Below are 21,379 nucleotides of genomic sequence, written 5' to 3' on the forward strand. Positions count from 1 at the left end.
TTTATCAAATTGATAAAATGCTCCTAACAATAGAATTACCTTAATAAAATTCAGGGGTGAATTTTCACAAAAAAAGATATGGTACTATCAGGATTTTAAGATATCCACAATCGCATCCACCTCATTTTCTGTGTTATAAAAGTGAAAACTTAATCGAATCCCGCTACCACGCTGTACACATACCACATTTTCCCTAGATAATTTTTGAAACACCTTGCTATCGCCTTCTATGTTAAAAATGGTACTGTGGTCTTCCCGCAATTGCACACCCTTATCCAAAAGACCCATGGAAGAAAATTGGAGCTTGGCGTTTTGGGATAACTTTTTTAGCTGGGCTTGCACGTTCTCCATCCCGATGTTATCCAAAAAATTCAGGGAAAATTGTAAGCTCCCAAAATTTAGGGAATCCAGATGGCCAGGTTGGAGCAATTTATGAAGTTCTATAGTTGAGGTTCTGTCACCTGCCCTATCCACCGACCAGTTGCCGATTACCTTAAGATCGATGTTCTCCTTGATACTTTCGTTCATCAGAAAAAATCCATTTCCATAGCCGGCCAACATCCATTTATATGCACTCGCACCTAGTATATCAATTCCCGAAGTTTCAAAATTGAACGGCTGTGTTCCACAAAATTGGGTCCCATCGGCAATGATCATCAGGTCAGGGAAATCTTGTTTTAGGGTCTTCAGAAATTCCATGTCAATTTTTATACCATTCACCCATTGCACCAAACTAAGGGCCAACACATCAAAATTCCCCTTTTTTAATTGTTCATATAGTGCAGATTCCAAATTCTCATTTTGCGCTACATACTCCCGTTGAAAGTCCCGTGTCTCAAAAGGCCAGTTTAAGGAGGGATAATCATCCTTGACCAACAAAACCTTTGCATCCATTCGTAAGCCCTCCAAAATAAGGTTCAAACCCACTGTGAAGTTGGGCACCAATGCCACAGCAGCGGTGTTACATCCAAAAAAACGACCTACATCCTCCCTTACTTCTTCTATTTTACCGTACCACTTTTGTTTCATGTCACTGCCCCCGATCAAAAAATCCAAGTCATGTTCTTGCCGCCATTCCATCAAATCTTCATACATCAAACCGGTAGCTGCGGTATTGGCATAGATGCACTGTTGGAGTACGGGGAACTTTTTTCTCAGGTTCTGCATTGTGGTTATTTTGGATTGAATTCAGCTATATTTGTTGTTAAAGATAGCCATTCAATGTTTTCCAAAAAGAAACCTCAAAATACTGTTGACATTGAACAACACGAGTTGTTGGAATCTGCCCAGAAACGCATCCGGCAGAAAAAAAGGCTGTTTTCCCATTTCGTGATTTTTTTGATCGGTAGTGTATTTCTGGTCCTGATCAATAAGATTCTGAAATATGGGGAAGCCTACGATTGGTTCGTGTGGGGCATTCTTGTTTGGGCTTTTTTATTCGTTTTCCATGCCTTTAATGTATTTGTGACCCATCGCTTTATGGGCAAGGGTTGGGAGCGCGTGCAACGGGAAAAACTGGTTGCCTTGCAAAAAAAGCGCATTGCGGAGATCCAAAAGGAAATCGACACCGAGTTTCCTTTGTCCAACATCAATAAAAAAAAAGATCAGTGAAGCAATTGATCATGATTGCCGCAGCCGCGGAGAACAATGCCCTTGGTATAGACAACGACCTTCCGTGGCACTTACCGGACGATTTTAAACGTTTTAAACAGCTCACCTCGGGGCATAAGATCATTATGGGTCGCAAAACCTTGGAAAGCTTTCCGAAGGCCTTGCCCAATAGGGAACATATTGCGATAACACGGGATCTAAACTACCAACCCATATTTCCCTGCCAAATTGTGCATTCTTTGGAAGGCGCATTGGAACTTGTCGGGCCCGAGGAAACCGCATTTATTATCGGAGGAGGTGAAATCTACCGACAGGCAATGGATTTTGCCACCCATATTGAGCTCACTCGGGTACATGCCGAACTGAATGCCGATACTTTTTTTCCAGAAATTGATGAAACCCAATGGGATTTGGTGAAGGAAGAATTTCATCCTGCGGATGAGAGGCACAAACACAGTTATACCTACCTTACCTATATTAGAAAATAGTCATTAAAAGTCGAGATATTCTACGGATACGCTGGGCCCGGATACCAAGGAGGCAAGTATGTCGCTTTTTGTATTTGAATAAAACCAATGGTCAATTGAACTTTTTGGCTCTTCTTCCAAATTGTGTTTTTCAAGAACGGCCCGTGTTTGTCTTGCCACTGCTTCGCCGGAATCTATCACTCGAACCGCTGGGGGAACCAACTCTTTGATCAGGGGAACTAAATAGGGATAATGGGTACACCCCAAAACCAAGCAATCTATTTGTTGCTCCAACATCGGGTCCAGATATCTTTTAAGAAGAGCCCTGGTCTCCGCTGCATGCATTTGGCCGCCTTCAATCAACTCCACCAGGCCTGTACCTTCTTGTTCCAGTACGGTAATGCCCTCTGTAAACATTTTGGAAGTACTATGGAACAAGGTACTTGCTAGTGTTCCTTTGGTGGCCAGCACCCCAACCTTTTTGGTCTTGGTCTGGAGGGCCGCCGGTTTTATTGCTGGTTCAATGCCGATAAAAGGCACATCATAATTGGTTCGTAGATAATCGACGGCGTTGGTCGTCGCTGTGTTGCAAGCCACTACAATAAGTTTGCAGTTCTTTTGCAACAATAGCTCCGTGTTCTTGATGCAGAGTCGAAGAATTTCTTCATTTGATTTGGCACCATAGGGAGCATTGGCACTATCTGCAAGATATACGGTATCCTCATGGGGAAGCAATTTTACTATCTCCTTCCAAATGGAGGTACCTCCAATTCCTGAATCAAAAATACCAATGGGTTTGCCCATGCTTAAAAGTAAGTACTATAGTTAAATTAGGGTATAAAAAAAACCGCTTTTCCAAAGAAGAAGCGGTTTTTGAATATTGTAAAGAGTAGCTTAGAAGCCCAATTCCTGTTTTACAGCAGGCAACAAATCTTTTCCTTTGGCAACGATCAAGGTCAAACCAGGACTAGCGTCCATTACGTAATCAAATCCTTGAGCGGCCGCAACTTTTTCGATGGCAGCTTTAGCCTTGTCGGAAATAGGTGCGAACAGTTCTTGCTGTTTTTGCTGCAACTGTTGCATAGCTGCTTGCTCCGCGTTTTGGATGTTTTGTTGAATCTCCTGAAGCTCTAGAGCTCTTTTCTCGTTTTCCTCACGAGTCTTTGAGGTAGATTCATTTCTATATTGGGTTGCCTTATTTTGAAACTCTGTCATAGAGCCCTTGATATCGGCAGTATATGTTTCTTCCAATTTTTTTAACTCTGACTGGGCAGCTTTCATCTCAGGCATTTCCGCCAACAATTGCTGTACATTGATATGCGCAACCTTGCTTTGTTGTGCGTTAACAAAACCCGTAGCTGCAACAAATAAAACTAGGGCTACAGCAATCTTCTTTACATTTCTCATGATTCTCTAAGTTATACTATTTTGAATGTTACTATTAGTGTTTCAATACTATTTTTGTATTGAATCCTGTTCTTGTTCTTGCGCTTTCTTTCGCTCTTCCAATTTGGCCTTTCGCTTGGCGTCGCGCTCCTCCAGTAATTTTTTTCTTCGGGCCTCATAGGCCTTTTTCCGTTCCTCCCGCAGACGCAATTGTTCTGCTCTACGATCTTCCGCTGCCTTGATCTTGGCTGCTTGGTTTTCCTCTGCCTTGGCTTGACGCTCCTTTAAGGCTTCGCTAATTTCCTTCTCCTCTTCTGCCTGCTCTTCCTTGAACTGATCCAACCTGTTTTTCTCTTGGGCCTTTTTATTGGATTTGCTCACCTTTCGGGTCCTACCTATCTCCCTTAAAACCAAGTCACTGATATCGTGTCTTTTTTCGGAGTACAACATTACGACATCTGCGGATTTATCAAAAATAAAATCGTATCTTTTATTTCCGCCGATTTTTTGCACTTCGTTGAACACTTGGTCCTGGATGGGCTGTATCAGCAACTGTTTTTGAAGCACCAAATCCCCTTGGGGGCCAAAACGGTCTTGTTGGTAATCCAACATTTCGGTTTCCAATATTTGGATTTCCTCTTCACGTTCGGCAATAAGCTCGTCCGTTAGCAACACTTTTTCGGCCATTAAATCCTTCTTCATCTGATCGATCACGCTTTGCTTGAGCTCAATTTCCTGCTTCCACTTAACAGCCTTTGCGTTTAATTGCTCTGTTGCGTCCCGGTATTCTTCCACATTTTCCAGGATGTATTCCATATCCACGTATCCAATACGTACACCTCTTTGGGAAAATCCATACAAGGACAACATCAAAACAGTTAATGTCAAAAGAACTTTGGTCTTCATTTTTTGATTCCGCTTTTTACTAAGAAAATATCGTGCCAAAATAACTAATTAATTTATAATGAGTCATTTATGCCAAATTATTACACGATTTTCTTTTGGTTAAAACTGCTGCCCGATAATGAAGTGCGTTTGCCAGCCACTTGGTCCGCTTGAGGAAGGATTTGCATCTGTATCAAATCCATAACCAAAATCGATACCCAACAGACCGAATGCCGGCATAAAAATACGAAGCCCCACTCCGGCAGATCTCTTTAACTCAAACGGATTATACTCATTAAAATTGTTAAAGGCATTACCTGCTTCTAAAAATGAAAGGGCATATATGGATGCGGATGGTTTCAAGGTCAGTGGATAACGCAATTCCATAGAGAATTTGTTATAAATGGTTCCCCCATCCCTTTCCTGGTTTCCGGTAACCGGATTTGTACTAAAGGGTGTCAGGGAACTATTTTCATATCCCCTAAGCTGGATTACATCCCTACCATCCAAGGTAAAGTTTCCAAGGCCGTCACCCCCTACGAAGAATCGCTCAAAAGGCACCGCACCAATATCGTTATTATAACTTCCGAGGAATCCAAATTCGGCATTGGTCCGAAGCACCAATTTATCCACCAAGTTGGTGTACCAGTCTCCCTTGAATTTTATCTTGTAGAATTCCAAAAGCTTAAAGCGCTCTTCTTCCAAACGCTCCAGTTGGTCACTCTTTTCGGCAAATTCAATTTGCTCATCGATGTTCGCCGGATTTGGGCCAATTTCAAACAAGCGTTCCGTTATTTCATCGATATCGGTTCTGATCTGCTTATAATCCTTGTTGCCGAACAGCGAATAGGGAGGTGTGAATTTGGCGGAAAGCTCAAAATTGGAACCTGTCAATGGGAAAATCCTACTTGGACCTTGGGAGCTACGGGAGATTCCCAAAGTATAGCTCAAGGAATTGGAACTACCATTACCAAAATTGAAAAGCCCATTATTAAAGTCGTTAAAATCGTAAAGTTGGTAGCTCAAGGAGTGGGAAATGGTAAAGAAATCATCTGGCCATTGTACCCGTTTGGCCAAACCTGCAGAGATTCCCGTAATGGCAAACCCCCGGTCCTTATCCACATCCAGTCTTCCCCTATTGGTAAAACTGGTGGCAAATTGTTGGGTCCTGGACAGGGATAGGTTAAAACGTACCGGCTTTTTACCGCCCAACCAAGGTTCGGCAAAATTTAGACTGTATACCCTAAACGTCCTACTGGCCTGCAAACGGAGGGCAAAGGTCTGCCCATCCCCCATGGGAACAGGTTTATAGGCTTCCCCATTAAAAATGTTCTTTAGGGAGAAATTACTGAATGAAAGTCCCAAGGTACCGATGAAACCACCGCCGCCGAATCCCCCTTGCAATTCTATTTGGCTGGAACCCGACTCCACCAAGCTATATTGGATATCCACTGTTCCCGCATTGGGGTCTGGATTCTGGATATCTGGCGCAATCTGTTCGGCATCGAAGAATCCTAACTGACCCAATTCCCGGATACTACGCACAATGTTGTCCTTGCTGTACTTTTGGCCCGGACGCGTACGCAATTCCCTAAAAATTACGTGGTCGTTGGTCTTATCGTTTCCAACTACAGTAACATGATTCAAAAAGGTCTCCTTTCCTTCAATGATCCTGATTTCGAAATCGATGGTATCGTTCACCGCAGAAACCTCCACAGGATTGATACTGGAAAATAAGTATCCGTTGTTTTGATAAAGGTTGGTCAAGTCTTGCCCATCCGGCTTGGAGTCATCTGCCACACGTTTTTTCAGCAAAACGCCATTGTAGGTAGATCCTTTTCTAATTCCCAATACCTGACTCAATTGTCGGTCGGTGTACACGGAGTTCCCAACAAAATTGATATCCCCAAAATAATATTTGTCCCCTTCTTCGACCTTAATTTTTAAATCGATATGGTTTTCATCCACCTTAACAAAAGTGTCCGAAAGCACCCGGGCATCCCGGTACCCTCTTTCTGCGTAGGTATCTATCAAATTGGAAAGGTCCTCTTTATAGTCGGCCTCTATATACTTTGATTTTTTCCAAAAACGGTAGATTTTCTTTTTCTTGGTTTTCTTAAGGGCCTTACGCAATCTTTTACCGGTAAGTTTGCTATTGCCCTCAAATGCAATCTCCCTAATTTTTACCTTATCTCCCTTTTTTACATTGATGACCATGTTTTCGGTATGGGCCCCAGTAGTATCGGAAGCGGTGACTATGTGCACCTGGGTGTTAAGGTACCCTTGCTTTCTGTATTTGTTCTGAAGGTAGTTCTTGGTGTTGGCAATTAAACTCTCGGTAATCTTTTTACCTTTTTTGAGGTCCGTATCATTTATAATGTCTTCGACCTTCCGTTTTTTAACGCCATATACCGTTACATTGGACAGGGTGGGACGCTCCAAAATATTAAGCTCCAGGAAAATCTTGTCCCCCTCAATTTTTGTGTAGTAAAAGTTTACATCGCTGAACAACTCCAAACTCCACAGTTTTTTGATCACTGCGCTGAGTTGGTCCCCAGGAACGGTGATGGGTTGTCCAACCCTTAGACCCGTATAGGTTTTTACGGTCTGCTCGTTATAGCTTTGGAGTCCGGTTACGGTAAGCCCACCTAAAATATAATCCTTCCCGTCCTCAATGGAGGTTTCCTGTGCGAAGCTTTGGGCGGCGAAAAGAAAAAGAAGGAGTAGTTTAAGGTATGGTCCGGTGGTATGTTTTATTTGCTTAATTGAGTTGTTCGCTAGTTTTTCCAAATCGTCGTTCTCTATTTTGGTAACTTAATATTGCCTCTACCAAATGATGCTCACTAAAATCGGGCCAAAATACGTCAATAAAATATAATTCGGCGTATGCAATTTGCCAAAGTAAAAAATTGCTGATCCTTTGTTCCCCACTGGTACGGATAAGCAGGTCTACATCCGGCAAAAAATGCGTGTAAAGATGAGTATTTATAACGGCTTCGTCAATATTTTCGGGTGAAATTATATTATTTTTAACTTTGGAAGCTATGTCCTTAACAGCAGATTTTATCTCCTCCCGAGAACCATAACTTAGGGCCAGGGTAAGGGTCATTCCAGAGTTCTGAGCCGTTTTGGATATAACTTCAGCCAGCTCCTTTTGTGCCTTGGAGGGCAGGGATTCAATGTTCCCTATGGTGTTTAATCTGATATTGTTTTTGTTGAGGGTCTTCAATTCCTTACGCAAAGATGCGACAAGAAGTTTCATCAAAGTCTCCACTTCGAGCTTTGGCCGATTCCAGTTTTCGGTGGAAAAGGCATATAGCGTTAGAAATTCTATCTGTAAGCGTGCACAGTTTTCAACGGTCCTTCGTACGGCCTTAACTCCATTCTCGTGGCCAAAAACCCTAAGTTTCCCCCGTTGTTTGGCCCATCGGCCATTGCCGTCCATAATCACGGCAACATGTTTGGGAAGATTTTTTTTATCTACGTCCTCTAAAGTATGCATTATTCAAAACAATCCTGGCAAGGTTTCCGCCCAAAGGTATAGGTCAATGTAATACCTGAAAAGACGTACCAGTCATCGCTTAAAATATTTCCGAACCTAAAGGGTTCAAAATTGGAACCTACGGGATTGCTACCATCCAGATTGTCCGTAAAGGTATATCTGGCCCCAATCTCCGCACCCAGAATCAGAAACTGATTTAAGCGATACTTCGCCCCCACCGTCATTGGAATTGCAAAACTACCTTCTTTTTGGTTAATATCCTGCACCACAAGGGCATCAAAATAATTAAAATCGTACCTAAAATAAGTAAGACCTGTATAAAGATAGGGTGTAAAGGCAGGACCCAGTCGGTGCAGATTATATTCAACAAAGTTGAATTCCAGCCCCAAAGAGGCTTCCAGTACAGAATTATCTATGGTATACCGGCGTTGAACGCGCGAACCTTTGCTCGATTTTAGGTCGTCAAAAGTGAAGGTGCCGTAGATTGCACTTGCCCGCCATGCATACCGCTTGCTTTTGTTCCATTTGAAGATACCCCCAAATGCCGGACCTGTTGGGGAAATATAACTGGTGCTCCCCACATCGCCGATACCGTTCGCCCCACCGGCAAATACTCCTATTTCATAGGTCTGGGAAGTGACCTTGAACGCACTACACAAAAAAATAGCAAACAAAACTATTCGCATACAATCCCGAAAATTATACATATTAGAGGTAGAGGAAGGTCAATAGAATACTGGGTTATAAACGTTCTCCTTTGTTAAACAGTTTTTGGCTTCTTTTATTGTTTCAATCGGCTTAATTGCGTTTATCCTGGCCCCAAAGCAGTTTGTTTCTAAGGGTCTTTAAGAAGCTTTCCGACTTATATTCTATCATTTTTATATTAAAATTCGATTTTTTTATCCTGATTTCCTTGCCGTTTGGGATACTGGCTATCCGGGAATCCAAGGAAACCAAATGGTTTTCCTCGCGACCTGAAACTTTTAACCTGATCTCGATATCGTCCGATATCACCAACGGCCTTGCATTAAGATTATGTGGTGCAATTGGGGTCAATACCAAGGATTTGGCCGAAGGAGCGATTACAGGCCCCCCGCAGCTCAACGAATACCCGGTAGAACCGGTCGGGGTGGCAACAATTAGCCCATCTGCCCAATAGGAGGTTAAATATTCATCATTTAAATAGGTTTCCACGGTGATCATGGAGGTCGTATCCTTTCGGCTTACCGTAATTTCGTTCAGCGCAAAGTTCAACGCGCCAAAATCTTCCAAATCCGGGCCCAACATTACCTCCACAAGACTTCGTTCCTCTATGGTATATTCCCCGGCCACAAATTCCGTGACCACCTTTCTTACATCTTCTTTTTTAAAGGTTGAAAGAAATCCTAATCGGCCCGTGTTCACCCCAACAATGGGGATTCCCATATCCTTGACATAAGTTACTGCCCTGAGCATGGTACCGTCCCCACCAAAGCTGACAAACATATCGAAAGAACCATCCAGCCCGTAACTTTGGGAAAAAGTCCCGTATGAAAATTGGGATAGACAACCATCTATACGCTTGCAAAAATCCTCCTCGACAAAGACGGACGCACTGATTCCCTGAAGCTCTTCCAATAGCTCCAATACGCAGGTTCTATCCTGTTCCTGGAAAGTTTGACCGTAAATTGCGACCTTCATGTTAAACGTTAAGGTATTTCTCCAAATAGTCGGACCGCTGCTTTAGGTCCTCCAGAAATTGGTCCTCACTGTTCCCAAAGACAATGGTGTAGTTGTATCGTCTAAAGGTTTGCGCCACTTCATTTAAATCCGGGGTTCCTATTTTCAGGGTAATTTGGACCACATCGTTCTGCGAATCGGTGATAAATGCGCCCAACAAACGGGCGTTGTTACCCTCCACAATCTGGGCTATTTCACTAAAGGAATAATCCTTGATCCCCGTAGCAATGACCAAAATACCACCTGGTTCCTTAAAAAAAGGGGTGTCAATAAAATCCGCCACTACATCTTCCAGATCATAATAACCCGTGATTACATGATCATTGTCCAATACCGGAAGAATATTCGCTTGGTTTCTGGAAAATGCCTCCAAAACATCCAACCACAAAGTCTCTTTGGTCACTGAGAAAGTCTCGAGATCTATTCGGAACTCCTCAATGGACTTTCCAGGCTCAAAACAAGCCAAGTCATTTTCAGAAAGAGAGCCAATGTAAATCCCATCCTCGGTAACCGCTACATGAGAAAATGTGGTTTCCTCAAAAAAACGAATCACTTCATCCAAGGTTTCGGAAACCTCGAAAATGGGGACAGTCGTTATAATTCTGTTCTGGATTTGCATAACAATTTTATTAAGCGCAAAATACTAATTTTAAATCGCAAAAGGCGTGCCTAATTCTTATTTTTGGCTTTCCAAAAATGAACTTCATGACAAAATTGAGTGTCAATATCAACAAGTTGGCTACCCTTAGAAACTCACGCGGAGGAAATGTTCCAGACCTTGTCAAGTCTGCCAAGGACATTGAGGCATTCGGAGCCCAGGGAATCACCATACATCCCAGACCCGACGAACGTCATATTCGTTATCAGGATGCCCGTGATCTAAAGAAGGTGGTGTCTACCGAATTCAATATCGAAGGGAACCCCGTTCCCAAATTTGTGGATTTGGTCCTGGAAGTGCAGCCTACCCAGGTAACCTTGGTCCCAGATGCCGAAGACGCCATTACCTCCAATGCCGGTTGGGACACACGCAAGCACAAGGATTTTCTTGTTGATGTTATTAAAACATTCAAGGATAAGGGTATTCGTACCTCAATTTTTGTGGACCCCTCCATTGAGATGGTCGCTGGTGCTGCGGAAACCGGAACGGACAGGATAGAACTTTATACGGAACGTTTTGCCCAAATGTATGCCGAAGGAAATAAGGGCCAAGGCATAAAACCCTTTGTGGATGCTGCCAAAAAAGCCCACGAATTGGGACTCGGGATCAATGCGGGCCATGACCTTAGCTTGGACAACATCAAGTTTTTTAAGGAGAATATTCCCCATTTGTTAGAGGTTTCCATTGGTCATGCGCTTATTTGCGAATCCATTTATCTTGGAATTGAAAATGTGGTGAACATGTATTTACATCGTCTTACCTAATGGAATTACTGCACTCTAAAATACTCGGCGAAGGCAATCCATTGGTTATCCTACATGGTTTTTTGGGAATGTCCGATAATTGGAAAACCTTGGGCAACCAATATCTTGCGAATGGGCTTCAAGTGCATTTGGTGGACCAACGCAACCATGGAAAAAGTTTTCATTCCCCCGATTTTGATTATGAGGTGATGGCTCAGGATGTCCTTAATTATCTTGATTACCATCAAATTGAAAAGACTTCCATAATTGGACATTCCATGGGTGGAAAAACGGCAATGCAATTGGCTACTTCGAATCCGGAACGGATTTCAAAACTAATTGTAGCCGATATATCCCCTAAATTCTATCCTCCACACCATCAATATATATTGGATGCCCTGGGACATTTGGATTTTAGCCAGATCAACTCCAGAAAGGAAGCGGACGAGGTACTTTCCAAACAGCTTTCCGAATTCGGGATTCGGCAGTTCTTGCTTAAAAACCTGTACTGGGTGGAGCCAGGTCAACTCGGATTGAGGTTCAACTACTCTATTTTAAAGGATAGGATGGACGAGATTGGGGAAAACATAAGTTCCACGGCAGTATATGGTGGGCCAACCCTCTTTCTTAGGGGTGACCGCTCCGAATACATCCTTCCCAACGACTTTCCGGGCATAAAACGACACTTCCCCAATGCCGATATCCAAACCGTGGAAAATGCGGGCCATTGGTTGCATGCCGAAAATCCCAAACAGTTTTTTGAGATGTCCATCGCATTTTTGAATCCTTAATATTTGGGGCGTTTTATTATGCATGCATAATTTTTTTGCCCATTTTATTGTCTGGAACGCAAATTTGACATAGTTTTGGTCAAATGGGTTTGTTGTTTAAATCGCCCAGTACTAACTCAAATAGCTATAAATATGAAAAAGTTTTATGCCCTACTTCTCCCCCTTTTAGGGTTGATGATTGCATGTGAGGATGATGAAGCTCCAATTGTTCCCGACCCTGATTCAGATCCCGTTGTGTATACCTCAGGGACTGCCAACTTTGCAAACTTTGTTGCCCTAGGTAGTTCGCTTACGGCAGGTTTTTCAGATAATGCCCTGTTTGCTGCCGGGCAAGAAGCTTCATTTCCCAATATGTTGGCCGGGCAATTTGCCCTGGCAGGTGGTGGTGCCTTTAACCAGCCCTTGATGGCAGACAACCTTGGAGGAGCCACCTTGGGAGGGAATCCCATTCTTGGTAACCGATTAATCTTGCTATTTACTCCAGATGGTCCGGCACCTACACCTAAAAGTGGAACCGGAACCACGGAGATTTCAACGAAACTTTCAGGTTCTTTCAATAATATGGGAATTCCAGGGTCAAAAAGTTACGAACTATTGGCTCCTGGATACGGTAGCGTTGCCGGGGTTGCCCTAGGGACTGCGAACCCTTATTTTGCCAGATTCTCTTCTGCGGAGGATGCCACAGTAATTGGAGATGCCGCCGCGCAAGGCGCTACTTTCTTTTCTGCATGGATAGGAGCCAACGACGTATTGCTGTATGCAACAAGTGGTGGCGCAGGAACGGATCAAACCGGGAATTTAGATCCGACCTCCTATGAAAGAACGGATATTACCGATCCTTTGGTTTTTGGCAATGTGCTCACGGGAATTTTACAGACCATGACCGCCGGCGGTGCGGATGGTGTTATTGCCAATATTCCGAATATTCTTGATGCACCCTTTTTCCATACGGTTCCCTTTGCACCTCTAGATCCAACCAATCCCGCTTTTGGACCACAAATTCCTGTTTTAAACGCCCAATTTGCCGGATTGAATCTTGTGTTCCAAGCACTAGGGGTACCAGAGCGACAATTCGTGTTTTCAGAATCGGCTGCTAGTTCCATAATTATTAAGGATGAGGATTTGCTGGACTTGTCCGCTGAAATAACTCAAGCCCTGATCCTTAACGGGGTGGATGCACCCACCGCAGGTGTTACTGGCTTGCTATACGGTCAAGCGCGACAATCCAATGCTGATGACATGATTACACTACCTTCAAGCACAGTAATTGCCACCTTGAACGAGGAAGCTTTTGCCATGCTTCAGAATCTTGGTCTCCCGGCAGAAACCGCAGGACAGCTTGCAGTGAATGGGATTACTTATCCCATGGAAGACCAATGGGTCTTAACCCCCCAAGAACAAGAGGCTGTAGCTACAGCACGAGACGCTTATAATCAAACTATTGAAGCCTTGGCGGCACAGTTTAACCTTCCCATGGTTGACATAGACGCGCTCCTAGAGCAAGTAAGTGATACTGGATTTCCCCTTGCAGACGGAAGTAGCGTTACCAGCACTTTTGCTACTGGTGGCGGTTTCTCTTTGGATGGAGTGCACCCCACACCACGAGGCTATGCCTTAATTGCAAATAGCTTTATAAAAGTTATTAATGACACCTATGGTTCCAACTTGCCCGATGTTAATCCATTGGGTTATACTGGTCTGTACATCGATTGATCTACACGTAATTTCACTATATTAAGAGCACCGTTTTAAACGGTGTTTTTTTATGGACCAAATTCAAACCTTATGAAACTGCTGATTCGACTTCTTTTAAATGCCCTTGCCGTGGTCATCCTGAGCTATGTATTGCCGGGCGTGGGCGTAGATTCGTACCAAACCGCCATTATCGTGGCCTTGGTATTGAGTGTACTCAACTTTTTGGTGAAACCCATATTGGTCATCCTCACTTTGCCAATAACCATTTTAACCCTGGGGCTATTCCTCCTTATCATCAATGCCGTCATCATTTTAACGGTCGCACACTTTATCTCCGGATTTGAGGTTTCCAGCGTATTATGGGCGATTATTTTCAGCTTATTGCTCTCGTTCCTACAATCCATTTTACATTCCATTTTAAAGGAGGATTAGCGGAAAAGCTTTTGTTTGAAATTCAACACTTTAAAAAGTTGTCCTACTGGGGAAAATGCATTACTTTTGCCACCCATTTTTGAATAGCAAATTTAGGTAGGAGATGAATATCACAAAAGAGCAGATTGACGAGCTAAATGCCGTGGTAAAAGTTGCCATAAGCAAGGACGATTATCAAGAAAAAGTTGATAAAATCCTTAAGGATTATAGAAAACAAGCCAATATCCCTGGTTTCCGCAAGGGGCAGGTTCCCATGGGCTTGATTAAAAAACAATATGGTAAAGCGGTATTGGTGGATGAAGTGAACAAATTGCTTCAGGACAACCTCAACAAATACCTTACGGAAGAAAAGTTGGATGTGTTGGGCAATCCCCTTCCCAAACAACAAGACAATTTTGATTGGGACAGCGACAACCTCGATTTCGAATTTGAATTGGGTCTTGCCCCAAATTTCGATGTTAAGGTAAAAACCAAAAAAGCCGTTACCCAGTACAAGATTGTTGCCGATAAAAAGATGATTGATGAGCAAGTGGAGCGCATTCAAAAACAATATGGCAAGTTGGTTTCAAAATCAGAGGTTGGGAAAGCCGATGAGGTAACCGGAACATTTGTGAATGAAGCTGAGGAAATTGAGCACAAGACTACCATAGAGCTCGATAAAATTAAGAGCAAGAAGGCTGCTGATGCACTTGTCGGTAAAAAGGTGGGTGAAAGTATTTCCCTAAAGACCAAAGGCCTTTTTAAAGAAGATTATTTGCTTTCCAGTGCTTTGGGCATCGATCGTGAGAAAGCAGAAAAGCTGAACATCGAGGTTACTTTCAATATTGAGGAGATCAACGAGCGCGAAGCAGCTGTGATGGACCAAGAATTGTTCGACAAATTGTTCGGAAAGGATGCTGTGAAATCAGAAAAGGAACTTAGAGATCGTATCAAAGAGGATTCTGAAAAGCAATTCGAGCAACAATCCGATCAAAAACTATTGAACGACATCACAGAAAAGTTGATCGACGATACCAAGTTTGATCTTCCATCGGAGTTTTTGAAAAAGTGGATCCAGGTTAGCGGTGAAAATCCATTGACCGATGATGAGGCCAGCGAGGAGTTTGAAAAATCAGAAAAAGGACTTCGTTATCAACTTATAGAAGGTAAAATCATTAAGGAGAACGACCTTCAGGTGCAATTTGATGAATTGAAGGAATTCGCCAAAGGCTTTATCAAGTCACAGATGGCGCAATACGGTCATTTGGACCCCCAAGAAGAAGAGCTCGATAACATTGCGAACAGGATTATGGGTAATCAAGACGAGGTTAAAAGACTCTCAGAACAATTGATGAGCCAAAAACTGTTGGATTTCTATAAGAAAAATGCCAACCTTAAGGTGAAGGAAGTAACCTATGAGGACTTTGTTAAGGAAGCCTATAGCTAGGATTGGCCTAAAAGAAAAATAAGTATCTTTACGGTGCCGAAAAGTTATTTTTCGGCACCTTTTTTTTAAGCTAAATCGAAAGAAATCCTATGGATTACGGAAAAGAATTCAAAAAATACGCCACCCAACACCACGGAATCAACAGCATGTATTATGACAAGATCATGAGTAGCATGTATCCTGTGGGCATGACCCCAAATATTATTGAGGAAAGACAGTTGAATGCCATTGCCATGGATGTCTTTTCCCGTTTGATGATGGACCGTATCATCTTTTTGGGTACGGGAATCAACGATCAGGTGGCCAATATTGTCCAAGCCCAGTTGCTTTTTTTGGAAAGTGCGGACGCCTCCAAGGACATTCAGATTTACATTAACTCACCGGGAGGCAGTGTTTATGCCGGTTTGGGCATATACGACACCATGCAGTTCATTAAGCCCGATGTGGCCACGATCTGTACCGGAATTGCTGCTTCAATGGCCGCAGTACTCCTTTGTGCCGGGCACGAGGGCAAGCGAAGCGGACTTACACATTCGCGTGTTATGATCCACCAGCCCATGGGAGGTGCGCAAGGACAAGCCAGTGATATTGAAATCACGGCAAGGGAAATATTGAAACTCAAAGAAGAGCTCTACCATGTGATCGCCAAACATTCCGGACAGAAGTTTGAAAAGGTAAGTGAGGACAGTGACCGGGATTACTGGATGAAGGCTGATGAGGCAAAAAAATATGGTATGATTGATGAAATTTTGGTAAGGGATAAGTCCTAAAACCGAACAAAACGGTTAAAAACAGGCGGTTGAAGCAAACCAAATCGAGTTTTTTTCCGTTATTGTGGTTGAACTTTACGCGATAGTCCATTATGGCAAAGGAAAATTTGGAGTGTTCATTTTGTGGAAGAAAGAAGCCGGAGACCAATCTTTTGATTGCCGGACTGGACGCGCATATCTGTGATAGATGCATAGAACAAGCGCATAGTATTGTAGCGGAGGAATCCAAACAATCCAAAAACCAAGACCTTTCTTCAGAATTGGTGTTGAAGAAGCCTATGGAAATCCGGGATTTTCTCGACACCTTCGTTATAGGGCAGGAGCGCACCAAAAAGGTGATGTCCGTTGCCGTATACAACCATTACAAAAGACTACTTCAGCCCAAGGGCAAGGAAGAGGATGTGGAAATCCAAAAAAGTAACATCGTAATGGTTGGGCAGACCGGGACGGGAAAAACGCTAATTGCAAAGACCATAGCCCGAATGCTCAATGTACCATTGGCCATTGTTGATGCTACGGTACTAACCGAGGCCGGTTATGTTGGCGAAGATGTGGAAAGTATCCTCACCCGATTGCTTCAAGCTGCGGATTACAATCTGGAAAAAGCGGAAAGAGGAATTGTCTTTATTGACGAAATTGACAAAATTGCCCGTAAAAGTGATAACCCCTCCATAACCCGGGATGTTTCTGGTGAGGGTGTGCAACAGGGCTTACTGAAATTACTCGAAGGGACCGTGGTCAACGTCCCCCCAAAAGGAGGACGCAAACACCCAGACCAGAAATTCATTGAGGTAAATACCGAAAATATACTCTTTGTGGCAGGTGGTGCTTTTGATGGTATTGAACGCATTATCACCAAGCGCCTGAATATGCAGGCCGTGGGTTATAGTGCCTCCAAGGCAGAAGACCGTTTGGACAATGAGAACATCCTTCAATACATCATCCCAAAAGATTTAAAGGAATTTGGTTTGATACCGGAAATCATTGGACGACTTCCCGTACTTACCCACATGAATCCTCTGGATTCCAAGACTTTGAGGGCGATACTTACGGAGCCTAAAAATGCCATCATCAAGCAGTACGAGAAATTGTTTGCCATGGATGGGATTAGCTTTAGCATTACCGAACAGGCATTAACCTATATGGTCGATAAGGCTGTGGAGTACAAATTGGGTGCTAGGGGACTCCGTTCCCTTTGTGAAGCTGTGTTCACCGATGCGATGTTCGAACTTCCAAGTACGGATGAAAAGGAATTCAAGGTCACTAAGGCCTATGCCGAGGAAAAACTTTCCCATGAGACCATCAAAAAATTAAAGGCGGTTTCCTAGATTGCCTTTTTGGTCACCTTTTCCAAAAGACCCAAACAGACTTCGGAGATAATTTTTTCGTCGGAATATAATTGATGCCCAAAACTCGGGACAACATTTAGGTCTACCCCAACTTCATTGGCCCATTTCATTTCGGGCTTGAATTTGTCGCATTCCCCAAAAATTAGGTTCATGGGAACATTCGGACGTTCACTCTCCAGGCGGACCCTCGTTGGGGAAATGGCCGTCAAGGATTTCATGGGTAGTCCTTTAAGAGCAGCTTTCCAAGCTACAGTGCCTCCCATGCTAAAAGCCAAGTAGTGGCTAGGTTCGGATTCTTTTTTCAACAAATGCGCAACTGCGGTTTCAATGCCACCTTCAACAAAGGCTTTATGGATATTCTCCTCAGTTAAAACAGGAATATCAATGTCCGCAAGTTGTTGAATATCATAAAATTGAATATTGTAGTATTGTTGTAGGTACCCAAAGTATGAAGTGATCCAGAGTCCTTTTTTTACCCCCCACATATCGGAGATAACTACCAATTTTTCAGCCATGCCGGTTACTTTTTAGTTTAGTTATTAAGATGAGGGAACATTTTTTCTCATCCAAACTTCAACCTAAAACGATAAAATTCCATATTTATTTGTCCAAAAGGAAAGATTGTTCGATGAATGGGATTGATTTACGAAAACGTTTTCGTAAATATTACATGTTTGCGAATTATCGCTCCTGAAGGTTCATTTGGAGGAGTTCTTCCAAATAACCCCGTTCGTTGGACAACCTAGGGATTTTGTGCTGTCCGCCCAATTTATTCTTGGATTTGAGCCAGTCATGAAATAGGTTTTGCCGAGCCATGTGCACTTTGGGCATTTTCAGGGTAATGTTATTGTAACGTTTGGCCTCGTAGTCAGAATTCAGCGACTTTAGGGCGTTGTCCAAAAACTCTGTAAAATAATCAACGTCCTTGGGCGGTTTCCGAAATTCAATGATCCATTCGTGTGCACCCTTTTCACTACCGTTCATAAAAATCGGTGCTGCGGTGTAGTCCATGATCTCAGCATCGGTCTTTTGACAAATTTGCTTTAGGGCTTCTTCCGCATTTTCTATAATAAGTTCCTCCCCAAAAGCATTGATATGGTGCTTTGTCCTACCCGTAATCCGGATTCGATATGGGTTTTTGGAAGTAAATCGCACCGTATCCCCAATTTTATATCGCCACAATCCAGCATTGGTAGTGATGACGACTGCGTAATTAACTCCTGTTTCTACCTCCCAAAGGGGTACGGCCTTTTCTTCCTTGCCATAGGTATCCATAGGAATGAATTCATAAAAAATTCCATAGTCCAGCATCAACAACAGATCATCCGCATTGTTGCGATCCTGAATGCCAAAAAATCCTTCGGAAGCATTATAGGTTTCGTAGTAGTTAAAACTCTTTCTGGGCAACAACTTTTTGTACTGGTCACGATAAGGCGCAAAGCTGACCCCGCCGTGAAAATAGACCTCAAGGTTTTCCCAAACCTCGAACAGATGGTTCTTCCCTGTTTTCTCTAGCACATCATTCAGTAATACCAGCATCCATGATGGTACTCCTGCCAAACTTGTCACATTTTCCTGGATGCTTTCCTCAATTATGGCCTCCAATTTGGACTCCCATTCACTCATTAGGGAAACCTTGCTACTAGGGGTGCTACTATATTCGGCCCAAAGAGGCATGTTGTCAATTAAAATGGCCGAAAGGTCACCGAAAAATGTCCCGTTGTCCTCATAAAGTTCCTTGCTCCCCCCCAACCGCAGACTTTTGCCCCGGAACAATTGCGAATTCTCGTTGTTGTTCAAATAGAGGCACAGCAAATCCTTGCTCGACTTGTAATGGCAATCCTCCAAAGCCTCGGTGCTTACCGGGATAAACTTGCTTTTGGCATTGGTGGTCCCGCTGCTTTTGGCAAACCATTTGATAGTTGTGGGCCAGAAAATGTTCTGCTCCCCCCTGCGGGATTTCTCGATCATGTCGGCTACACCTTCATAATTTTTTATGGGTACCCTTTCCGCAAACTGTTCATATTTGGAGATATCGCTAAAACCGTAATGTCTCCCTATTTGGGTGTCTTTGGAATATTCCACCAAATGTTGCAGCACCTCTTCTTGTACATCAAAGGGATACTTTAAAAAAAGCTCTATTTGGTGGTAGCGCTTTTTAAGCAGCCAAGATGCTATGGAATTGAATAAAGGTATTGGCATTTTTGGGTATCTTTAGCCGAGTTAGGGGTTAGGTACGTTAGCTAAAATAGGGTATCTCCCCCTGATTTTCAAATACGCTTAAAAACAGCCTTTTTACCATGCTTTACCAAGGAGTACTTCGAAAAATGCAGACCGATAATGGAAATCCCATCCAATACTTTCTGGTTTTTGAGAACGATTTTATCAATATGAACCAACTTTTGAATCGGGAAATCCAAATTGATTTCATCAAGTACCAATGCTTGAATTGTGGCAGGGAAAGACCCATTTATAGACAAGGTTTCTGTAGGTCCTGTTTTTTCGATAGCCCTGCAGCTGGGGATTGGATCATGAAACCAGAACTGAGCACTGCCCATTTGGACAAGGAAGACCGCGACTTGGCCTATGAAAAAAAGGTGCAATTGCAACCGCATATTGTTTATTTGGCCAACAGCAGCAACGTTAAGGTCGGGGTAACCCGTAAAACCCAGGTACCCACCAGATGGATTGATCAAGGGGCGCATGAGGCCATCGAAATTGTGGAGGTGCCCAATCGTTATTTGGCCGGTATTACCGAGGTTGCACTTAAAGCCCATGTAAGCGATAAGACCAGTTGGCAGAAAATGCTCAAAAATGATATCGAGGATATTGACCTGGTGGAATGGCGCGAAAAATTAAAGGCACATATTCCCGAAGAAGCGCGGGAGTATTTTATTGATTCCAATTCCGAGACCCATCTGGAATTCCCTGTTCTACAATATCCTGAAAAGGTAAAAAGTCTTAACCTGACCAAAACGCCAAGCTATTCCGGGGTGTTGAAGGGGATCAAGGGCCAATACCTCATTTTCGAGGACCAAACCGTACTTAACGTCCGAGGTAATGAAGGACATTATGTGGGTATTGGAATCAACTAAATAGGCTAATTATCCAATAGTTTAATGAAACAAATCGCTCTAATTTCTCTTTGTGTAGGATTTGCGTTGAGCATGAATGCCCAGCAATCCATAATGACTTTTAATATACGATACAACAATCCCAATGATGGTGAAAATTGGTGGGAAAACAGGAAGTCGGATGTAGGCGCCTTGATCAACCATTACGGTCCTGATATTCTTGGTATTCAAGAAGGTTTGCACGAACAGGTCGCTTTTTTGGATAAGTATTTGACCCGCTACGATTTTGTGGGTGTGGGCAGGGACGATGGCAAGGAAAAGGGGGAATATGCTGCAATCTTCTACAAAAAAGAAAGGCTGGAACTCCTAAGTTTCAAAACGTATTGGCTTTCGGAAACCCCCGATATTGTTTCTGTGGGATGGGATGCCAGCATGGAACGTGTGGTGACCTATGCCGCTTTTAAGGATAATGTCACGCAAAAGAATATCCATGTGTTCAATGCCCATTATGATCATATTGGTCAACAGGCTAGGGAAAACTCATCCCAGTTGATTCACAATTTGATAGGAGAACTTGGAATTGCCAATGAACGGATTGCTGTAATTGGCGATTTAAATGCACTACCAGAGTCCAAGTCCATTCAAATCCTTAAACAGGCATTGGATGATTCTTTTGATGTGAGCAAAACCACCCCCTATGGTCCCATTGGCACTTTCAACAGCTTTAAATCCATGGATAACATCCAATCAAGGATAGACTATATTCTGGTTAAAAACCTGCTTGTGAATAGCTATATGACCATTGATGATAAAAGAAAAAATGGGTTTTTTGTTTCGGACCATTTGCCCATATTAGTTTCCCTTGACTAAC

General features: G+C 43.1%; 22 protein-coding genes. 11 read left to right on the plus strand and 11 right to left on the minus strand.

Features of this window, described 5'->3' with window-relative positions:
* Nucleotides 1–87: 87 nt before the first annotated feature.
* Nucleotides 88–1,167 carry an aminotransferase class V-fold PLP-dependent enzyme gene (locus M3P07_RS16915; RefSeq protein ID WP_249971112.1) on the minus strand — a complete coding sequence of 360 codons (1,080 nt, stop codon included), beginning with the start codon at nt 1,165–1,167 and terminating at the stop codon, nt 88–90.
* Nucleotides 1,168–1,221: 54 nt separating this feature from the next.
* Between M3P07_RS16915 and M3P07_RS16920 the strand changes: the two genes are divergently transcribed.
* Together M3P07_RS16920 and M3P07_RS16925 are read left to right on the plus strand one after the other, a co-directional pair.
* Nucleotides 1,222–1,611: a 2TM domain-containing protein gene (locus M3P07_RS16920; RefSeq protein WP_249971113.1), complete on the plus strand. Its 390-nt coding sequence runs from the start codon at nt 1,222–1,224 to the stop codon at nt 1,609–1,611.
* Entirely contained in the window at nt 1,608–2,099 is a 492-nt protein-coding gene (locus M3P07_RS16925) for a dihydrofolate reductase (protein ID WP_249971114.1), read from the plus strand. The genes M3P07_RS16920 and M3P07_RS16925 overlap by 4 nt, the downstream gene beginning before the upstream one ends.
* Before the next feature lie 3 nt (nt 2,100–2,102).
* On the opposite strand, the gene murI is transcribed toward M3P07_RS16925, so the two are convergent.
* The 8 genes from murI to M3P07_RS16965 form a co-directional block, all read right to left on the minus strand.
* Complete coding sequence (murI, locus tag M3P07_RS16930; RefSeq protein ID WP_249971115.1) at nt 2,103–2,882, minus strand: glutamate racemase; 780 nt, start codon at nt 2,880–2,882, stop codon at nt 2,103–2,105.
* Nucleotides 2,883–2,972: 90 nt separating this feature from the next.
* Complete coding sequence (locus tag M3P07_RS16935) at nt 2,973–3,485, minus strand: OmpH/Skp family outer membrane protein (protein ID WP_249971116.1); 513 nt, start codon at nt 3,483–3,485, stop codon at nt 2,973–2,975.
* Nucleotides 3,486–3,533: 48 nt separating this feature from the next.
* On the minus strand, nt 3,534–4,370 hold the full coding sequence (locus M3P07_RS16940) for an OmpH/Skp family outer membrane protein (protein ID WP_249971117.1): 837 nt from the start codon (nt 4,368–4,370) through the stop codon (nt 3,534–3,536).
* A 99-nt stretch (nt 4,371–4,469) separates the two neighbouring features.
* Nucleotides 4,470–7,139: a BamA/OMP85 family outer membrane protein gene (locus M3P07_RS16945; protein WP_249971118.1), complete on the minus strand. Its 2,670-nt coding sequence runs from the start codon at nt 7,137–7,139 to the stop codon at nt 4,470–4,472.
* Nucleotides 7,111–7,851: an isoprenyl transferase gene (locus tag M3P07_RS16950; protein WP_249971119.1), complete on the minus strand. Its 741-nt coding sequence runs from the start codon at nt 7,849–7,851 to the stop codon at nt 7,111–7,113. The genes M3P07_RS16945 and M3P07_RS16950 overlap by 29 nt, the downstream gene beginning before the upstream one ends.
* Complete coding sequence (gene porG / locus M3P07_RS16955) at nt 7,851–8,537, minus strand: type IX secretion system protein PorG (protein WP_249971120.1); 687 nt, start codon at nt 8,535–8,537, stop codon at nt 7,851–7,853. The genes M3P07_RS16950 and porG overlap by 1 nt, the downstream gene beginning before the upstream one ends.
* Before the next feature lie 112 nt (nt 8,538–8,649).
* Nucleotides 8,650–9,531 (minus strand): NAD kinase, encoded by an 882-nt coding sequence (locus tag M3P07_RS16960; RefSeq protein WP_249971121.1) that lies wholly within the window; start codon nt 9,529–9,531, stop codon nt 8,650–8,652.
* Between the two features lies 1 nt (nt 9,532).
* Nucleotides 9,533–10,189 carry a CBS domain-containing protein gene (locus M3P07_RS16965; protein WP_249971122.1) on the minus strand — a complete coding sequence of 219 codons (657 nt, stop codon included), beginning with the start codon at nt 10,187–10,189 and terminating at the stop codon, nt 9,533–9,535.
* Nucleotides 10,190–10,275: 86 nt separating this feature from the next.
* Here M3P07_RS16965 and M3P07_RS16970 point away from each other — a divergent pair, with 86 nt between their 5' ends.
* The 7 genes from M3P07_RS16970 to clpX all read left to right on the plus strand — a co-directional run bounded on the left by M3P07_RS16970 (nt 10,276) and on the right by clpX (nt 17,413).
* A complete protein-coding gene (locus M3P07_RS16970) occupies nt 10,276–10,992 on the plus strand; it encodes a pyridoxine 5'-phosphate synthase (RefSeq protein WP_249971123.1) in 717 nt (238 codons plus the stop codon).
* The gene (locus tag M3P07_RS16975) at nt 10,992–11,762 is read left to right on the plus strand and encodes an alpha/beta fold hydrolase (protein ID WP_249971124.1); all 771 of its coding nucleotides are present in this window, start codon (nt 10,992–10,994) and stop codon (nt 11,760–11,762) included. Before M3P07_RS16970 ends, M3P07_RS16975 begins: the two co-directional genes overlap by 1 nt.
* Nucleotides 11,763–11,894: 132 nt before the next feature.
* Complete coding sequence (locus M3P07_RS16980) at nt 11,895–13,475, plus strand: SGNH/GDSL hydrolase family protein (RefSeq protein WP_249971125.1); 1,581 nt, start codon at nt 11,895–11,897, stop codon at nt 13,473–13,475.
* A 72-nt stretch (nt 13,476–13,547) separates the two neighbouring features.
* The gene (locus tag M3P07_RS16985) at nt 13,548–13,889 is read left to right on the plus strand and encodes a phage holin family protein (RefSeq protein WP_249971126.1); all 342 of its coding nucleotides are present in this window, start codon (nt 13,548–13,550) and stop codon (nt 13,887–13,889) included.
* Between the two features lie 103 nt (nt 13,890–13,992).
* Nucleotides 13,993–15,315 carry a trigger factor gene (gene tig / locus M3P07_RS16990; protein ID WP_249971127.1) on the plus strand — a complete coding sequence of 441 codons (1,323 nt, stop codon included), beginning with the start codon at nt 13,993–13,995 and terminating at the stop codon, nt 15,313–15,315.
* An 89-nt stretch (nt 15,316–15,404) separates the two neighbouring features.
* Nucleotides 15,405–16,085: an ATP-dependent Clp endopeptidase proteolytic subunit ClpP gene (clpP, locus tag M3P07_RS16995; RefSeq protein ID WP_249971128.1), complete on the plus strand. Its 681-nt coding sequence runs from the start codon at nt 15,405–15,407 to the stop codon at nt 16,083–16,085.
* Between the two features lie 92 nt (nt 16,086–16,177).
* Complete coding sequence (gene clpX, locus M3P07_RS17000) at nt 16,178–17,413, plus strand: ATP-dependent Clp protease ATP-binding subunit ClpX (RefSeq protein WP_249971129.1); 1,236 nt, start codon at nt 16,178–16,180, stop codon at nt 17,411–17,413.
* On the opposite strand, the gene M3P07_RS17005 is transcribed toward clpX, so the two are convergent.
* Together M3P07_RS17005 and M3P07_RS17010 are read right to left on the minus strand one after the other, a co-directional pair.
* Nucleotides 17,410–17,949 (minus strand): alpha/beta fold hydrolase, encoded by a 540-nt coding sequence (locus tag M3P07_RS17005; RefSeq protein WP_249971130.1) that lies wholly within the window; start codon nt 17,947–17,949, stop codon nt 17,410–17,412. The two genes, clpX and M3P07_RS17005, sit on opposite strands and share 4 nt — an antisense overlap.
* A gap of 166 nt (nt 17,950–18,115) precedes the next feature.
* Nucleotides 18,116–19,636, minus strand: coding sequence for a GH3 auxin-responsive promoter family protein (locus M3P07_RS17010; RefSeq protein ID WP_249971131.1), 1,521 nt, complete (start codon nt 19,634–19,636; stop codon nt 18,116–18,118).
* Between the two features lie 98 nt (nt 19,637–19,734).
* Between M3P07_RS17010 and M3P07_RS17015 the strand changes: the two genes are divergently transcribed.
* Together M3P07_RS17015 and M3P07_RS17020 are read left to right on the plus strand one after the other, a co-directional pair.
* A complete protein-coding gene (locus tag M3P07_RS17015; RefSeq protein WP_249971132.1) occupies nt 19,735–20,529 on the plus strand; it encodes a DUF2797 domain-containing protein in 795 nt (264 codons plus the stop codon).
* Nucleotides 20,530–20,553: 24 nt separating this feature from the next.
* Nucleotides 20,554–21,378 (plus strand): endonuclease/exonuclease/phosphatase family protein, encoded by an 825-nt coding sequence (locus tag M3P07_RS17020; protein WP_249971133.1) that lies wholly within the window; start codon nt 20,554–20,556, stop codon nt 21,376–21,378.
* Nucleotide 21,379 lies beyond the last annotated feature (1 nt).

Source organism: Flagellimonas myxillae, assembly GCF_023502235.1.
Classification (GTDB): domain Bacteria; phylum Bacteroidota; class Bacteroidia; order Flavobacteriales; family Flavobacteriaceae; genus Flagellimonas; species Flagellimonas myxillae.

What these genes read in the sequence shown, in the direction of transcription:
- M3P07_RS16965 (WP_249971122.1), bottom strand. Translation starts at nt 10,189, where the DNA reads ATGCAAATCCAGAACAGAATTATAACGACTGTCCCCATTTTCGAGGTT.
- M3P07_RS16985 (WP_249971126.1), top strand. Translation starts at nt 13,548, where the DNA reads ATGAAACTGCTGATTCGACTTCTTTTAAATGCCCTTGCCGTGGTCATC.
- M3P07_RS16980 (WP_249971125.1), top strand. Translation starts at nt 11,895, where the DNA reads ATGAAAAAGTTTTATGCCCTACTTCTCCCCCTTTTAGGGTTGATGATT.
- M3P07_RS16970 (WP_249971123.1), top strand. Translation starts at nt 10,276, where the DNA reads ATGACAAAATTGAGTGTCAATATCAACAAGTTGGCTACCCTTAGAAAC.
- clpX (WP_249971129.1), top strand. Translation starts at nt 16,178, where the DNA reads ATGGCAAAGGAAAATTTGGAGTGTTCATTTTGTGGAAGAAAGAAGCCG.
- M3P07_RS16975 (WP_249971124.1), top strand. Translation starts at nt 10,992, where the DNA reads ATGGAATTACTGCACTCTAAAATACTCGGCGAAGGCAATCCATTGGTT.
- M3P07_RS16915 (WP_249971112.1), bottom strand. Translation starts at nt 1,167, where the DNA reads ATGCAGAACCTGAGAAAAAAGTTCCCCGTACTCCAACAGTGCATCTAT.
- M3P07_RS17010 (WP_249971131.1), bottom strand. Translation starts at nt 19,636, where the DNA reads ATGCCAATACCTTTATTCAATTCCATAGCATCTTGGCTGCTTAAAAAG.
- M3P07_RS17020 (WP_249971133.1), top strand. Translation starts at nt 20,554, where the DNA reads ATGAAACAAATCGCTCTAATTTCTCTTTGTGTAGGATTTGCGTTGAGC.
- M3P07_RS16950 (WP_249971119.1), bottom strand. Translation starts at nt 7,851, where the DNA reads ATGCATACTTTAGAGGACGTAGATAAAAAAAATCTTCCCAAACATGTT.
- clpP (WP_249971128.1), top strand. Translation starts at nt 15,405, where the DNA reads ATGGATTACGGAAAAGAATTCAAAAAATACGCCACCCAACACCACGGA.
- M3P07_RS17015 (WP_249971132.1), top strand. Translation starts at nt 19,735, where the DNA reads ATGCTTTACCAAGGAGTACTTCGAAAAATGCAGACCGATAATGGAAAT.
- tig (WP_249971127.1), top strand. Translation starts at nt 13,993, where the DNA reads ATGAATATCACAAAAGAGCAGATTGACGAGCTAAATGCCGTGGTAAAA.
- porG (WP_249971120.1), bottom strand. Translation starts at nt 8,537, where the DNA reads ATGCGAATAGTTTTGTTTGCTATTTTTTTGTGTAGTGCGTTCAAGGTC.
- M3P07_RS16960 (WP_249971121.1), bottom strand. Translation starts at nt 9,531, where the DNA reads ATGAAGGTCGCAATTTACGGTCAAACTTTCCAGGAACAGGATAGAACC.
- M3P07_RS16940 (WP_249971117.1), bottom strand. Translation starts at nt 4,370, where the DNA reads ATGAAGACCAAAGTTCTTTTGACATTAACTGTTTTGATGTTGTCCTTG.
- M3P07_RS16920 (WP_249971113.1), top strand. Translation starts at nt 1,222, where the DNA reads ATGTTTTCCAAAAAGAAACCTCAAAATACTGTTGACATTGAACAACAC.
- murI (WP_249971115.1), bottom strand. Translation starts at nt 2,882, where the DNA reads ATGGGCAAACCCATTGGTATTTTTGATTCAGGAATTGGAGGTACCTCC.
- M3P07_RS17005 (WP_249971130.1), bottom strand. Translation starts at nt 17,949, where the DNA reads ATGGCTGAAAAATTGGTAGTTATCTCCGATATGTGGGGGGTAAAAAAA.
- M3P07_RS16935 (WP_249971116.1), bottom strand. Translation starts at nt 3,485, where the DNA reads ATGAGAAATGTAAAGAAGATTGCTGTAGCCCTAGTTTTATTTGTTGCA.